Origin of the sequence: Nonomuraea antimicrobica (assembly GCF_039536965.1) — a bacterium.
GTDB classification, from domain to species: domain Bacteria; phylum Actinomycetota; class Actinomycetes; order Streptosporangiales; family Streptosporangiaceae; genus Nonomuraea; species Nonomuraea antimicrobica.
On the sequence record NZ_BAAAZP010000088.1, the window covers coordinates 37,339 to 50,849 of the forward strand.

At 72.1% G+C, this 13,511-nt stretch carries 15 protein-coding genes and 1 tRNA gene; 9 read left to right on the top strand and 7 right to left on the bottom strand.

What is annotated here, in order from left to right; translation table 11 throughout:
- Positions 1-32: 32 nt before the first annotated feature.
- Positions 33-1,205: a CynX/NimT family MFS transporter gene (locus tag ABD844_RS23095; RefSeq protein ID WP_344881471.1), complete on the top strand. Its 1,173-nt coding sequence runs from the start codon at positions 33-35 to the stop codon at positions 1,203-1,205.
- 20 nt (positions 1,206-1,225) lie between these two features.
- A complete protein-coding gene (locus ABD844_RS23100; RefSeq protein WP_344881474.1) occupies positions 1,226-1,891 on the top strand; it encodes a hypothetical protein in 666 nt (221 codons plus the stop codon).
- On the opposite strand, the gene ABD844_RS23105 is transcribed toward ABD844_RS23100, so the two are convergent.
- Entirely contained in the window at positions 1,863-2,399 is a 537-nt protein-coding gene (locus ABD844_RS23105) for a cysteine dioxygenase (RefSeq protein ID WP_344881477.1), read from the bottom strand. The genes ABD844_RS23100 and ABD844_RS23105 overlap by 29 nt on opposite strands.
- Positions 2,396-3,256, bottom strand: a complete 861-nt coding sequence (locus tag ABD844_RS23110; protein ID WP_344881480.1) for an amidohydrolase family protein — start codon at positions 3,254-3,256, stop codon at positions 2,396-2,398. Before ABD844_RS23110 ends, ABD844_RS23105 begins: the two co-directional genes overlap by 4 nt.
- Before the next feature lie 216 nt (positions 3,257-3,472).
- On the opposite strand from ABD844_RS23110, the gene ABD844_RS23115 reads away from it, so the two are divergent.
- Positions 3,473-4,459, top strand: a complete 987-nt coding sequence (locus ABD844_RS23115; protein ID WP_344881485.1) for a LacI family DNA-binding transcriptional regulator — start codon at positions 3,473-3,475, stop codon at positions 4,457-4,459.
- 63 nt (positions 4,460-4,522) lie between these two features.
- Here ABD844_RS23115 and ABD844_RS23120 read toward each other — a convergent pair whose 3' ends face one another.
- Both ABD844_RS23120 and ABD844_RS23125 read right to left on the bottom strand, forming a co-directional pair.
- Positions 4,523-5,857, bottom strand: coding sequence for an aromatic amino acid lyase (locus ABD844_RS23120; protein ID WP_344881488.1), 1,335 nt, complete (start codon positions 5,855-5,857; stop codon positions 4,523-4,525).
- A gap of 6 nt (positions 5,858-5,863) precedes the next feature.
- A complete protein-coding gene (locus tag ABD844_RS23125; protein WP_344881491.1) occupies positions 5,864-6,244 on the bottom strand; it encodes a phage holin family protein in 381 nt (126 codons plus the stop codon).
- 132 nt (positions 6,245-6,376) lie between these two features.
- Between ABD844_RS23125 and ABD844_RS23130 the strand changes: the two genes are divergently transcribed.
- The gene (locus ABD844_RS23130; RefSeq protein WP_344881494.1) at positions 6,377-6,652 is read left to right on the top strand and encodes a hypothetical protein; all 276 of its coding nucleotides are present in this window, start codon (positions 6,377-6,379) and stop codon (positions 6,650-6,652) included.
- A gap of 108 nt (positions 6,653-6,760) precedes the next feature.
- On the opposite strand, the gene ABD844_RS23135 is transcribed toward ABD844_RS23130, so the two are convergent.
- Together ABD844_RS23135 and ABD844_RS23140 are read right to left on the bottom strand one after the other, a co-directional pair.
- Entirely contained in the window at positions 6,761-7,537 is a 777-nt protein-coding gene (locus tag ABD844_RS23135) for an FAD:protein FMN transferase (protein ID WP_344881497.1), read from the bottom strand.
- Between the two features lie 50 nt (positions 7,538-7,587).
- Positions 7,588-8,289 (bottom strand): hypothetical protein, encoded by a 702-nt coding sequence (locus tag ABD844_RS23140; protein ID WP_344881500.1) that lies wholly within the window; start codon positions 8,287-8,289, stop codon positions 7,588-7,590.
- Between the two features lie 51 nt (positions 8,290-8,340).
- Here ABD844_RS23140 and ABD844_RS23145 point away from each other — a divergent pair, with 51 nt between their 5' ends.
- The 3 genes from ABD844_RS23145 to ABD844_RS23155 all read left to right on the top strand — a co-directional run bounded on the left by ABD844_RS23145 (position 8,341) and on the right by ABD844_RS23155 (position 10,070).
- A complete protein-coding gene (locus ABD844_RS23145; protein WP_344881503.1) occupies positions 8,341-8,733 on the top strand; it encodes an OsmC family protein in 393 nt (130 codons plus the stop codon).
- A 289-nt stretch (positions 8,734-9,022) separates the two neighbouring features.
- Entirely contained in the window at positions 9,023-9,949 is a 927-nt protein-coding gene (locus tag ABD844_RS23150; protein WP_344881506.1) for a nucleoside hydrolase, read from the top strand.
- 44 nt (positions 9,950-9,993) lie between these two features.
- A tRNA-Lys gene (locus tag ABD844_RS23155) sits at positions 9,994-10,070 on the top strand.
- A 6-nt stretch (positions 10,071-10,076) separates the two neighbouring features.
- Here the strand turns inward: ABD844_RS23155 and ABD844_RS23160 are convergent.
- Positions 10,077-11,366, bottom strand: a complete 1,290-nt coding sequence (locus ABD844_RS23160) for an MFS transporter (protein ID WP_344881509.1) — start codon at positions 11,364-11,366, stop codon at positions 10,077-10,079.
- A 59-nt stretch (positions 11,367-11,425) separates the two neighbouring features.
- Here ABD844_RS23160 and ABD844_RS23165 point away from each other — a divergent pair, with 59 nt between their 5' ends.
- Both ABD844_RS23165 and ABD844_RS23170 read left to right on the top strand, forming a co-directional pair.
- Positions 11,426-12,400, top strand: a complete 975-nt coding sequence (locus tag ABD844_RS23165) for an ArsR/SmtB family transcription factor (protein ID WP_344881512.1) — start codon at positions 11,426-11,428, stop codon at positions 12,398-12,400.
- 90 nt (positions 12,401-12,490) lie between these two features.
- The gene (locus tag ABD844_RS23170; RefSeq protein WP_344881515.1) at positions 12,491-13,456 is read left to right on the top strand and encodes a sugar-binding transcriptional regulator; all 966 of its coding nucleotides are present in this window, start codon (positions 12,491-12,493) and stop codon (positions 13,454-13,456) included.
- Positions 13,457-13,511 lie beyond the last annotated feature (55 nt).

A 13,511-nucleotide genomic window follows, 5' to 3' on the forward strand; every position in this document is an offset into this window, starting at 1 on the left:
GTTGTCAAGAGGTTGTGCGAGAGTGGTCATCCATGTCGTTCAGATCCGCCTTGCTCGTGGCAGGGTTCGCCCTGGCCGCGCTCAACCTGCGTCCGGCCATCGCGGGCGTCTCCCCCCTCCTCGGCGAGATCATGACAGACGTGGGCCTCTCGCCCGCGGGCGGCGGCGCGATCACCACGGTCATGGTGGTCTGCCTGGGCGTCTTCGGGCCGCTCACCCCCCTGCTCGCGCGGCGGATCGGGCTCGACCGCACGCTGCTGGCGGGGCTGCTGGTCATCGCGGCGGGCGTCACGCTGCGCGGCACGGACGGCGCCCCCGTGCTCTACCTCGGCTCCGCCCTGGCCGCCACCGCCATCGCCGTCATGAACGTCTCCATGCCGGCCATCGTCAAGCAGCACTTCCCCACCCGGGTCAACCTCATGACCGGCGTCTACGTCTCCTGCGTGGTGGCCGGGGCGGCGCTCTCGTCCGCGCTGGTGGTCCCGGTCGAGCACGCCACCGGGTTCACCTGGCGTGGCGTGTCCGCGCTGCTGGCCGTCCCCGCGCTGCTGGCGGCGCTGCTCTGGCTGCCGCAGGCCCTGCGCGGGCGGGGCGACGGCCAGAACGCGCCCAGGCCGTTCCGCACCGTGGTCCGCAGCCGCGTCACCTGGTACGTCACCGCGCTCATGGGCCTGCAGTCGCTCACCTTCTACGTCATGCTGGCCTGGCTGCCCACGATCTACCAGGAGGCCGGGCTGCCCGCCGACCAGGCGGGCTACCTGCTCAGCCTGACGAACCTGGTCCAGGTCGGCACCTCGCTGGCGGTGCCCGTCCTGGCCGGCCGCCGCGCCACCCAGGTTTCGTACGTGGTCGGGGCCGGCGTGCTGACCGCGCTCGGGTACCTGGGCGTGCTGCTGGCCCCGATGACCGTGCCCTGGTTGTGGATGATCGTGCTCGGCGTCGGGCAAGGGGCCTCGTTCGCGCTGGCGCTGCTGATCATCGCCCTGCGCCCGGCCGACCCCGCCGCCGTGACCGCGCTGTCGGCCGTCGCCCAGTCCGTCGGTTACGTGGTCGCGGCGCTCGGGCCGCTGCTGTTCGGGTTCCTCAGGCAGGTGTCGGGCGGCTGGACGACGCCGCTGGTGACCGGCCTGGGCGTGCTCGCCCTGCAGATCCTGGCTGGGTGGTTCGCGGGACGCCCTGCTACCTTAGGCAAGGCTAACCTTTAGATCTTGCGGGGGTTCCAGCGATGCTCACCGAGACGCTCCAGCGGGTCGCCGACGGGCGTGGCGGGGTGCTCGGGGTGGAGCCCGGCCTCGTCATCGAGCCCGACGCGAGCTGGACCCCGGTCACCGAGCTGGTACGCGAGCCGTACGCGCTGCTGGGCAGGCTCATCGACGAGACCGCCGCGCGCTGGAACGCCCCCCGCCACGTCGGAGCTGCGCTGTTCTGGAAGACGTACGGATACTGGCACACCCTGCCGGTGGCGCTCGGCTGGGCGCTGGACGGGCGGGTGCCGATCATGCGCCTGGCCGACACGTACGTCAAGGAGTCGCCCGCCGGAGTGACGCTCGCCGCCACCCGCGTGAGCTGGGGCTCCGGCACGGGCGCGGTCGCCGAGGCGATCGAGGAGGGGCAGCGCCCGCTGGTCGAGGCCATCAACGCGCTGACCAAAGTGGGCGAGCGCACGCTGTGGGGCTCCACGGCGGAGGCGATCGCCCACCCGCTGACCTCGATCGTGCCCGGCGACTACCTGCGGCTGCTGCGCGAGCTGGGCCGGCCGCTCGACGGTCTGGTCGAACCGGCCGGCGACGCCTACTTCCGCAGGACCTGCTGCCTGTGGATCACGCTGCCCGACGTCGAGCCCTGCGGAAGCTGCTGTGTGCTCAGGCCACCGCGATCGGCTCGTCCATAGGCCGCAACTCGTCGGCGTAGCTCACCGACACGCGGCGCATCACGCCGGTCCCGTCGATCGAGTATTGTCCCAGCCGCCACAGCGGCGGCGAGTAGGCGTGGATCGAGACGCTCCTGTCCACCGCGCCGGTGAGCCGGTGGATGTGGTCGGGCCCGAACGAGAACGACTGCCCCTCCGGCACCACCGTCTCCAGGTGCTCGCCCCCGATGCGCGGGTTGCACTCGCGCAGCGCCCCCTCCACCACGTGCACGGCGCCCGAGGAGATGTCGTGGTCGTGCCAGCCCGTGTCGTCCTCGGGCCGCCAGCACAACAGCCAGACGTCCACGTAGGCGTCGCGGTAGAGCGAGGCGTAGTGGCGGCCTCCGTCGGCCGGGAAGTCGACCTGGTCGCCCCACTCCTCCGGGTGTGCGGCCAGTTCGTTCACCAGGTCGCGCAGCTCGCGACGGTCGAGAGTGCGCTCAGGGAGCCGGGCACAGGTGCCCCCGTCCTGGATCTGGTTCGTGCTCACGTACGAGTCTCCTTTCTGCCGAGTAGACGACGGGGGTTGACGACCCTGATGGCGTGGCCGGCGGCCGCGCCCATGCCCGGATCGGGTGCCGTGGCATAGGGCGCGTCGGAGCCGTTGACCACGACGTCGATGCCGAGCTCGCGGACGATCGCGTCGATCGCGCGCGGGCCGTAGGAGGAGGTCTCCACGAAGAAGTTCCGGTCGACCTGGCCGCGTCCGCCGCCACCTCGGGTGATCAGGCGCTCGGAGTGCAGCGGCGCCAGCCCCGCGAGCAGCGCGAAGCAGACCCGCAGACGCGGGTGCCGCGGCCGGACGAAGGCGTGGAAGTAGTGCCAGGCGGCGTGCATCTGCTGCACGTACGGCACCAGCGCCGGCCACCACGCCGGCACGCCCGGCATGGGGGCGGCGGCCCCCGGGTGCACGAACAGCGGCAGGTCCCTGGCGGTCAGCACCTCCAGCAGCCGGTCCTCGGGGACGGCGGTGGCCGGGATCTGCAGGCCCGCGAACCCGCGGTCGAGGTCTTTCGCCAGCCGGTCGGGGTCGGGCTCGCTGTGGCAGGTGGACGCCCACGCCCCGAAGGGCTCGCCCAGTGACAGGGCTCCGTCGTGGTAGGCGTCCAGCAGCGGCCAGCACTCCTCCGGCGGCAGGAACTCGATGCCCAGCGGGCTCGACAACGACACCAGCGCCAGCTCCAGGCCGCTGGTGTCGCGCCGCTCGTGGTCGGCAGGATCGACCTCGTACGGCGGCTCTCCGTCGAGGACCAGCGTCCAGCCGTCGAGATGGGGCGGGGACGTACGGGCGCGCAGGGCATCGACGAACGCGCTCGTCCACAGGTGCTGGTGCACGTCGATGCTCATGGGCCCGGGCCTCCTCCCGTTATTTCCTACTCACAATACATGTAAACGCCCCTGCGCTGTGACGCTTACCTTGTGAACCGTTTCAGTGATACGGTTCAGTGAACCGCTTCACATCCCCTTTGTCAACGGGCGGCCCCGCGCCGGGGGCCCAAGGGAAAGCCGACAAGCACCGGGGGGAAACCGGCTTCTGTCGGCCGCAAGCAATAGGCTGGCGTAATGCCTCGCAAGAGAGCGACGATCCGTGAGGTCGCCCAGGCCACGGGCCTGTCACCGGCGGCCGTCTCCTATGCGCTGCGCGGCCTGCAGGTGTCCGAGGAGACCATGGAGCGCGTGCGCGCCGCCGCCGCCGAGCTCGGTTATGAGGCCGATCCCATCGCCAGGGCCCTGGCCAGCGGGCGCACCGGCATGATCGGCCTGCTGTGCGGCTCGCTGGAGGACCTCTGGCAGCAGTCACTCGCGGTGGGCATCAGCAGGGGCCTGCGGGAGAAAGATCGCTATGCCCTGATCCTCGACGCGTTCGGCGACCCTGCCAGGGAGCGCGCGCTGGCCCAGCAACTGCGCGACCAGCGCGTCGACGGGCTGATCGTGCAGCCCATCGACCCGGCGGCCGGATTCTGGGCCGAGTTGTGCGAGTCGGTGCCGCTCGTCGCGATCGGCGACTCGGTCGCGGGCACGGCCAGCGAGGTCGTCTTCGACAACCGCACCGGGGTCACGCTGGCCCTTGAGCACCTGCGGGCGCTGGGGCACCGCCGCATCGCCGTCCTGACGCCCACCCGGGCCAGCACCCCCGACCGGCCCGCCGACAGGCACGTCACGGCCGAGGCCGACCGGCTGGGCCTCGACGTCGAGCTGACCACCGCGCCCCACGGCCTGGCCGGGGCCACCTCGGCCGCCCACGACCTGCTGACCGGCGACAAGCCCAGCGCGGTGTTCTGCTTCGCAGACTCGATCGCCTACGGCGTCTACGCGGCGGCGCAGGAGCTGGGCCTGTCGATCCCGGGCGACGTGTCGGTCATGGGCTACGACGACCACCCGATGTCGGGGCTGCTCACGCCGGGCCTCACCACGGTCGACTGGGACATCGACGGCATCGTGCGGGCGGCGGTTCGGCTCATGTCGGCCGCGGCCGACGGGGGCACCAGGCGCCGGGTCATGCAGAAGCCCACCCTCATGGAACGCGGCTCGGTCGCCCGCCTCTCCTGAGGCCGTCGCTCACGTCCGCCGCGGCACGCGGCTCGGCCCCCCAGGCGCTCCTGACGCCGCCGCTCACGTCCGCGTGGCGGCTCCCGACACGGCGCGGCGCGACTCCTCCAGATCCCCCGTGAGCGGCCGGTCGGGGCCTGACCCGTGCAGCGCGCGGACGGCCGCGGTGCGCTCGCAGGCCAGCACGATCTCCAGCGGCTCCAGGCAGCGCAGTGTGTGCCGGGCGGCCTGGGTGGCGAACGCGGCGTGGTCCTCCGCGCCCCGGGAGATCACCGCTGTGCCCGTCGTCACCGGGTTCGCGAGATGGCGCAGGTCGGCCAGGGCGTCCTGGGCCACGTACTCGAGGATGAGCACGCCCGACGCGCCTGGACGGTCGCCCAGGAAGGGCAGGTGGCCGGTGTAGGCGGGGTCCATGAGCGTGGCCAGGCGGGCCGTGCTGAGCTGCGCCGTCTGGACGAGCGCCGCCCGCAGCGCGTCGAGGGCCAGCGCCACGGCGGCCGCGTGGAAGTTGCCGTTGTGCCAGGCCAGGCCGCCGGCGATGAGGGGGTTCTCGGTGGCCGCGTTGAGGTCGGTCTCGATCGTGGTGACGGCCCGGCCGAGCGCGTCCACGGCGGCTCCGTGCACCTGGGGGAAGGCCCGGAAGCCGTACGGGTCCTGGACGCGGGTGGCCGGCTCGTGGGCCAGCCGCCCGCGCAGGCTCTCGGCCACGACCGCCTGGCCCGGGTGGGGCCGCGCCTCCTGCACGACGGCGGCCACCGGCTCGGCGGAGGCGTCCACGGCGGCGAACGACAGGGCGGCCACCTCGACGGCGGCGTCGAGGAGGTGACGCAGCCGGTGGCAGGCGATGGCGGCGTCGGCGAGGGTCGCGGCCCCCGAGCTGATGAACGGCAGCGCGTCCGCCGAGACGAGCGCGTGGCGGGGCGGGCCCTCGCCCGGGGACCCGTCGTGGTGCCAGGGCAGCTCGCCCAGCAGGCACAGGGCGGTGATGGCCAGGGCGGTCAGGTCGCCGGTGCCGATGGCCCCGTACGTCCGCAGGGGCGGGGTGTAGCCGTGGTTGATCGCGTAGGCCAGGACCGAGCAGACGGCCGGATCGACGCCGGAGCCGCCCGCGAGGAACTGGTTGAGCCGGACCACGAGCATCGCCCTGGCGCGGGCGGGCTCGACCGGCGGGCCCGCGCCGCACGCGTGGCTGCGCAGCAGGTCGAGGCCGCCGCCCTCCAGCAGGACGTCCCGGTTGGCGCCCACGCCGGTGCTCTTGCCGTACACGGGGCCGGTGAGCCCCTGCGCGGTGGCCCACGCGGCCCGAGCCCGATCGAGCGAGGCGATCGTGACCCGGGCCCCGCCGTACCCGGCTTCGTGGACCTGCCCGCAGGTCAGCCGGGCGCCGTCGAGCTCCATGGAAGGTCAGTCGTTGTCGGGGATGAACAGGCCGAGCAGCCAGCTCACGAGGCTGATGATGATGGCGCCCCAGAACGCGGCCGGGTAGAAGTTGTCGACGTGGAAGGGGATGCCGAACTGGTCGGATATCCAACTCGTCAGCAGCAGCATGGCCGCGTTGATGACCAGGAGGAACAGGCCCAGCGTCAACACGATGATCGCGCACCCGAGAGCCTTCACGATGGGCTTGACGATGGCGTTGACGACGCCGAAGATCAGGGCCACGAGCAGCAGGACGCCCCAGTACCTGGCCGTGTTGGTGGGCGCGTTGACGTCGATGCCGGGGATGAACTGGATGGCCACCCACAGGGCCACTGCCGCTGCGAGCGTTCTGATGATGAATCTCACGCTGATGGATCCTCCCACTTGAGATCGACTCTCGATAGAGGGCGCAGTCATGACGATTCCCGCCGGTTACCGTCGGTAGTCGCCGGTTATGGTGGTCCAACGGGGGAAGAGGCGTGCAGGGGAGGGAGCGAGATGGACGCGAACGGGCTCGAATCGCTGCCGGCCGCGGAGTTGCACGACCGGGCGGTGCGTTACGCCGTACGCCACGGGGACCTGGGGTTCCTGTGGGAGCTGTTGAAGGTGATCCCGGCCGCCGAGGCGGCCAGCGGTCACCCGAACGAAACCACCAACGACCTCAGCAAGGTCTCCGCGCTGCTCAGCGATGCCATCGCGGCCGGCGAAGGCAAGCTGGGCGAGGCGCTACGCCCAATCTACCTCGAATATCTGCGCAAACATCCCGACGCCTAGCGGGCGCCACGGCCGTGCCCGACCGACACGTGCCCGACCGACAGGGGGTTCCCGGCTGAGAGCCGCCGACGCCCGGCGTGGGGCGCCGGGCGGGCGACGACAGGTGGGTCAGCCAGCGAGACGAGCCGCGGCGCCGCTGTGGTGGGCGAAGCCCGGCGTGCTGAACTCCTGCCCGTCGGGCAGGACGAACAGGGTCTCGTAGAGCCCTTCGCGGGACAGGTCGGTGGCGAAGCGGCGGGCCAGCAGCGGGCCCATGGCGTACGCGGCGGTGGCGTACGCGTCGGCCAGGCCGAGATCGGGCCCGATCACCGTGACGAAGCCCATTCCGTGCCGTACCTCCCCGGTACGCGGATTGATCACCGGGGCCCCGCCCGAGGTGGCGATGCCCAGGTCGTGGGCGAAGACGACCTTGCGGACCACGTCGGTACGCGGGTCGCGGACGCCGATGCGCCACCGCTTCCCGGGCGCGGCCGAGCCGCGCACCCTGATGTCGTCTCCCGCGGTGATGCGGTGGTCGACGGCCCCGGCGTTGCACAGGGCACGCGAGAGCCGTTCGAGAGCCCAGCCCTTGATGTAGCCGGACGGGTCGATCCGGCCGTTGATGCGGGCCTCGAACCAGCCGTCGGTGACCTCGCTCAGTTCGTCGCAGCGGTGGAGGACCTCGATGAGCTCGGGGATCTGCCGGATCGTCTGGCCGCGGTTGAGCCGGCCGATCTGGCTGTCCTCCTTCGTCGGGCTGAAGGTGTCATCGACCCATCTCAGCCAGGCGAACGCGTCATCCAGCAGGGGGGTCAGCTCGCGTGCCGGAAGGGCTGTGCGGATGTCCACACTGACGGGCATGCCCATGACCATCTCGACACGGGTGCTTCCGGGGAAAGTCGTCACCTTGCCTCCTAGTCCGCGGCCCAGGCTGCCAGACAGGGCGTACGGTGGGCCTAAACTTTCTCCCCTGATTTGAAATGAATCTGTGACCTCGGGATGGCAAGGCGTGACAACGCGCCCGCGACGTACCGCTTGAACGGCCGCGGCCCGGCCACCACGACCTCGCGCTCGGCGATGTCGGGGATCTCCCGGCTCAGCCCGGAGGCGCTCACCCGCTCCTTGACCCGCGGGTCGTGCTCGTCGCCCACGACGAGGATGAGACGGTAGCGCGCCTCGAGGTCGCGCAGCTCGTCGGTGGCGCGCTCGGCCCGGTAGACGGCCACGGTGTCACGCTCGCCCGCCAGCCGCTCACGCAGCGAGCCGGGGTCGAGCCCGGTCGCGATCAGCAGCGCCGGCCTGGTCGCGCCGGGGAGCCGGTGATTCAGGACGGCCATCACCGCCGCCATCGTGTAGAGCAGGATCGAACCCACCCAGCTGAGGCTCGTGACGTGGGCCGTGGCGCTGAACTGGTGCGCCAGCAGCAGCGCCCCCGCCAGCCAGCCGCCGAGCCGCAGACGTTGCCCGGCCTCCCGGGTGCGCAGGCGGTCGGCGGCCCTGACGACGACGAGCCCGAGCGCCACGAGGAGCGCGGCGGCGGCATAGGTGGTGGGCCGCCACGGGGAGCCGAAGCCCGGCTGGATGGCGCCGAACTCGGCGACCGCGACCCCGCTCCAGAAGAGGGCCGGCCCCTGGTCGGCGTACGCCTCGCTAGCCATGGCCCCACTTTCCTGAACGAACATTAAAGCTTTCTGAGTAGGGTCTGAAACATGGCTAACGTGCGTGTCGAGCGGACTGATGAGGGCGGATTCCGGGCCACCAACGCCCGTGGCGCCGAGGTTCTGATCGGGAGCGGCGACCAGGAGGGGGTGTTCACTCCCGTCGAGTTGCTGCTGGCGGCCGTGGGCGGCTGCAACATCGTGACCGTCGAGCCGCTCACCGCCAAGCGGGGGCACCGGCTGGTGCGGCTGGCGATGACCGTTCAGGCGGAGAAGGTCGAGCAGAACAGGCTCGGGCCCGTGACGGTGACGTACGAGGTGGAGGTGCCGTCCGAGGAGGCCGAGGAGGTGTTCAGGGCGGTCGCCGGGCGCGTGCACGACAAGTACTGCACGGTGGGTACGTCTCTCCAAGAAGGTACAGAGGTTCGGTTGAAGCTTCCGTAGGTGGATTAAACAGATATTCGACCCCGTTATGACGCGACCGTTGCATTCGTCTCGGTAGCGTTGTACCAGGTCAGGAGCACTGGCGACTGGCCGACAGACCTTCACCGATGCGGACGCGGAGGGGGACCGCGGTTCGCAAAGTGCGGGACCGCCGGCGCTTTTTGGGGGAAAAGCGCCGGCCTGGACCGCAACCGATCGGGCCGGGCAGCTTTGGGGGAACTGCCCGGCCCGATCCATGTCCGGACACCGGTTGCCGCCTGCGGGCGGATCACGCGTATCCTCCGGTGACGTGAAGAAGGTTCTGATCGACTGCGATCCCGGCATCGACGACGCCCTCGCGCTCGCCCTGGCCGCCGGCTCCCCCGACGCACTCGACGTGGTGGGCGTCACCACGGTGGGCGGCAACGTCGACCTCCCGCTGACCACGGCCAACGCGCTCGCTCTGCGGGAGTTCCTGCGGATGGGCGACGTGCCGGTGACGCCGGGCAGCGCGGGCGCGCTGCTGCGCCACACGGTCAGGGCCACGCAGGTGCACGGGACGACCGGGCTCGGCGACGTGGTGCTGCCCGCGCCGCGGCTGGGGCCGTCGGAAGGGCACGCGGTCGACTTCATCGTGGACACGCTGCGGGCCGCCCCCGGCGAGATCACGCTGGTGGCCGTGGGACCGCTGACGAACGTCGCCCTCGCCGTACGCCGTGAGCCGCGCGTCGTCGAGTGGGCCCGCGACCTGGTCATCATGGGCGGCTCGTACACGCGCGGCAACCGTACCCCGGCCGCCGAGTTCAACATGCTGGCCGACCCGGAGGCGGCGGCGATCGTCTTCGAGGCCGGGTGGACGGTCACCATGCTGGGCCTCGACGTGACGCTGTCGGCCCTGGTGACCACCGAGGTGCTGGAGCGGATGCGGCCGCTGGGGCGGCTGGCGGACCTGCTGGTGCCGGCCGCGCAGTTCTACGGGGTGGTGACGGCCGAGGGCGGGCCGGCCATCCATGACGCGTGCGCGGTGGCGTACGTGCTCGACCCGGGCCTGTTCACCTGCGTCCCGGCCGTGGTGAACGTGGAGACGACCGGGGAGTTCACCCGGGGCATGACCGTGACGGACTTCCGGGTCGGCGACCGGAAGGCCAACGCGCTGGTGGCGACCTCCTTGAACGTGCCGGCGTTCTGGGATCTGGTGGTGGGGGCGTACGAGAGGCTGGCGGACCGGCTGGGCTGAGGCGGCTCGCGCACCGTGCGGCGGCTGATACAGTTACACCTGTTGCGCCGCTAGCTCAGTTGGTTAGAGCAGCTGACTCTTAATCAGCGGGTCCGGGGTTCGAGTCCCTGGCGGCGCACCATCACCACTACGAGACCGCCTGGCCAGTCGGCCGGGCGGTTTCGCCGTTCCCGGCGGCCTCCACCGGGGCTCCCGGCCGCAGCACGCGGGCCAGGGCGAGGGCCACCAGCACCCCCGCCGCCCCCGACAGCGCGATGGCCGTCCCCGGCGCGCTCACCTCGCCCAGCGCGCCCGCCAGCGCCGCACCGGCCGCCTGTCCCGTCATCAGCCCCGCCGACTGCAGCCCGAACGCCTGCCCCAGCGCCTCCTCCGGCACCGCGTCCACGAACCGCCGCTGCAGCCCGAGCTGGTACGCCAGCCCCGCCGCCCCCACCGCCGCCAGCACGGACGCCCCCACGATCCCCGGCGTGAACGCGAACACCAGCCACGGCACCCCCAGCAGCACCGCCAGTGGCAACGAGAGCCGCTCCCGCGTACGGGGCGCCGCGAACCGTCCCACGGCGAACTGCCCGACCGCCATCCCACCGGCCGCCGCCGCGAGCACCACCCCGGCCTCCCCCTGCCCGCCGAGGTACGGCACCACCATGGCCTCCGCCCCCGCCAGGCACATGGGCGGCAGCCACGCGGCCAGCAGCAGCCCGCGCACCCGCCGGTCGGCCAGCAGCCGCCGGTTGACCCGCAACGTCTGCCGCACCGCCCCCTGTCCGCCGCTCTGCCCGCCCACGCCCTGCTCACCCGAGTCCTGCTCGGCCGAGCCGCGCCCGCCCGCGCCCCTGGCCGCCCGGTACGGCAGCCCGAAGCGCAGCACCCCGGCCGCCACCACCGACACCCCCGCCGTGGCCGCCAGCGCGCCGGACGGCCCCGTGAAGGCCAGGAACGCCCCTCCGGCCGCCAGCCCCACGATCTGCGCGCCTGCCGAGGCCATGTTGAGCATCGAGCGCCCCAGCACGAACGCGTCCCCCGGCAGCACCTCGGGCAACATGGCCGCCCGCGCCGCGAGGAACACCGGCGAGAACAGCCCCGTGGCCAGCACCAGCGCCAGCATGGCCCACACCGGCAGCCCTGCGTAGGCCAGCAGCGCGCAGGTGACGGCCCTGACCAGCTCCCCTGCCGCCATCAGCGCCCGCGGCGACATCCGGTCGGCCAGCGAGAGCAGGAACAGCCCGCCCACGATGTACGGCAGCCACCCGGCCATGTACGCCGCGGCCGACAACCCGGGCGACCCGGTCCGCGCGTACACCAGCACGGACAGGGCCAGCATCTTGATCGCTTCCCCGCCGACCAGCAGCACGAAGCTGCCGAACAGCACGCGGAACTCCTTGACGGCGAACACCTCGCCGAACGTCGCGCCCTTCACGGTCTCGATGCTCGGGCCCACCGCTATGTCCAGGCGATTTCTTCGGATATAACCGAAAGATGCTGGTGACGATCGAGGTCGTCCCCCAGGATCTGATGGCGAGCAGGTTCGCGATCTCGCCGCTGATCGAGACCATGCACGCGCAGTGGGTGCTGGCGGGCCGCTACCGGGCGGGCCCGCACGGGCCGTGGGCGGCGCGGTGGCGGGAGACGTACAAGGCGCTGGCGGCCGGGCATCCCGTGCTGCGCGCCGCCGCGGCGATCAGCGGCAACAGGGGGACCATGAACGTCGACTTCATCGCGCCCCCGCCCACGGCCGTGGACGTGCCGTTCGAGGCGGAGCTGGCGGCCCTGCGGGCCACGCCGCTGGAGCAGGCGCACGCGGAGATCCAGCGGGCGCTGGCCGGGCGGCCGCCGGTGGCCGGGTGGGTCCGGCGGCTGCTGCTGGGTCCCGAGGTGGTGGCGCGGTTCGCGGACGGGTACGAGGCGCTGTGGCGCGAGATCCTCTCCCACGACTGGCCGCGTTTCCGTGCCGTCCTGCAACGGGACGTCGCGTATCGGGCCGGGCGGCTGGCCGCGTACGGCTGGCAGGCCGCGCTGGAGGACCTCAGCCCGCAGGTGCGCTGGCGCCCCAGCGGGCGGATCGAGGTCGAGCTGAGCTCGCCGAGCGCCCACCGGCTCGGCGGCAGAGGGCTGCTCTTCCTGCCCTCGGCCTTCATGAACACCGTCGGCGCCTATCTGGCGGACGCGTGGCCGTACGCGCTGGTCTATCCGGCCAGGGGCGTCGCGGTCGCGCCGCCCGCGCGGGACCGGGACCTGGCGGCGCTGATCGGGCGCAGCCGCGCCCGCATCCTCGTCGAGCTGGCCGAGCCCGCCACCACGACGCAGCTCGCCGCGCTGCTCGGGTACAGCCTGGGCACCACGGGCGGCCACCTGGCGGCGCTGCGCGGGACGGGCCTGGTCACCGGCGCGCGTATCGGCCGTAACGTGCTGTACACCCGCACACCGCTCGGCGACGCCTTGGTCGACGGCTAGCCTGTCCTGCGGGAAGCACAAAGCTATAGTAGTTGCGCATCAGTTCTGCAAATCTGTTCACGCATCCGCATCGCACCCAGGAGCGCGCGCATGAATCCTGCCGACGTCGCACCCGAGGCGCAGGCCAGGTTCCCCCATGAGCTGATGTACGCGGCCGCGCAGCAGTACTACCTGGAGGAGGCCACCCAGGGCGACATCGCCAAGCGGCTCGGCGTCAGCAGGGCGACCGTGAGCCGGCTGCTCACCGAGGCCCGCAAGCAGGGCATCGTCGAGATCAAGGTGCACCGGCCCGCCATGCTGGCCGACGGCCCGCTGGCCGCCGAGGTCGCGCAGGTGCTCAACCTGCGGCGCGTCTACCTGGTGCCCAAGGTCAACGGCCCCTCGGTGGGCCCGTGGCTGGCCCCCGCCGTGGCCCGCGCGCTGGCCACGGTCGGCCTGGAGACGGGCGACGTCGTGCTGGTCTCCTCCGGCACCACCGTGTACGAGTGCGCCCGCGAGGGCCTCGGCCAGTACCCAGGCGTCACGATCGCCCCGGCCGTGGGCGGCCTGGAGGAGCCGCAGCCCTGGTTCCAGACCAACGAGACCACCCGCATCCTGGCCGAGCGCTCCGGCGGCGTGCCCGCCTACCTCTACGCGCCCGCGCTCCCCGGCCCCGAGCTGTTCTACTCGCTGCAGCACGAGCCCTCCGTACGCCGGGTCATGGACCTGTGGGCGCACGCCAAGTGCGCGATCGTGGGCGTCGGCTCGGCGCCCCTGATGCGGCAGATGGCGCCCTCGACCATGCCACGTGACGCCGAGAGCCTGCGCCAGGCCGTGGGCGACGTGTGCATGCGCGTCTATGACCGCGACGGGTCGCCGGTCACGTATCCTGGCAGCGAGCGCTTGGTCGCCGCACAGCCGGACGAGCTGCGGCGCATCCCGCACACGATCGCGGTCGCGGTCGGCGCGGAGAAGGTACTCTCAATCGTCGCCGGGGCACGGGGCGGCTACTTCAACCAGCTCGTCACCGACACGCCCACGGCAGAAGGACTGGTGGCCGCAGCCCACCAGCTCTGAACACTTTTGCTGGACAAAGTTTCAGATACCGCGCTAACGTGGCCGCACTACAGGG

What these genes read in the sequence shown, in the direction of transcription:
- ABD844_RS23110 (WP_344881480.1), bottom strand. Translation starts at nt 3,256, where the DNA reads ATGAGCATCGACGTGCACCAGCACCTGTGGACGAGCGCGTTCGTCGAT.
- ABD844_RS23115 (WP_344881485.1), top strand. Translation starts at nt 3,473, where the DNA reads ATGCCTCGCAAGAGAGCGACGATCCGTGAGGTCGCCCAGGCCACGGGC.
- ABD844_RS23170 (WP_344881515.1), top strand. Translation starts at nt 12,491, where the DNA reads ATGAATCCTGCCGACGTCGCACCCGAGGCGCAGGCCAGGTTCCCCCAT.
- ABD844_RS23130 (WP_344881494.1), top strand. Translation starts at nt 6,377, where the DNA reads ATGGACGCGAACGGGCTCGAATCGCTGCCGGCCGCGGAGTTGCACGAC.
- ABD844_RS23095 (WP_344881471.1), top strand. Translation starts at nt 33, where the DNA reads ATGTCGTTCAGATCCGCCTTGCTCGTGGCAGGGTTCGCCCTGGCCGCG.
- ABD844_RS23140 (WP_344881500.1), bottom strand. Translation starts at nt 8,289, where the DNA reads ATGGCTAGCGAGGCGTACGCCGACCAGGGGCCGGCCCTCTTCTGGAGC.
- ABD844_RS23100 (WP_344881474.1), top strand. Translation starts at nt 1,226, where the DNA reads ATGCTCACCGAGACGCTCCAGCGGGTCGCCGACGGGCGTGGCGGGGTG.
- ABD844_RS23145 (WP_344881503.1), top strand. Translation starts at nt 8,341, where the DNA reads ATGGCTAACGTGCGTGTCGAGCGGACTGATGAGGGCGGATTCCGGGCC.
- ABD844_RS23120 (WP_344881488.1), bottom strand. Translation starts at nt 5,857, where the DNA reads ATGGAGCTCGACGGCGCCCGGCTGACCTGCGGGCAGGTCCACGAAGCC.
- ABD844_RS23165 (WP_344881512.1), top strand. Translation starts at nt 11,426, where the DNA reads ATGCTGGTGACGATCGAGGTCGTCCCCCAGGATCTGATGGCGAGCAGG.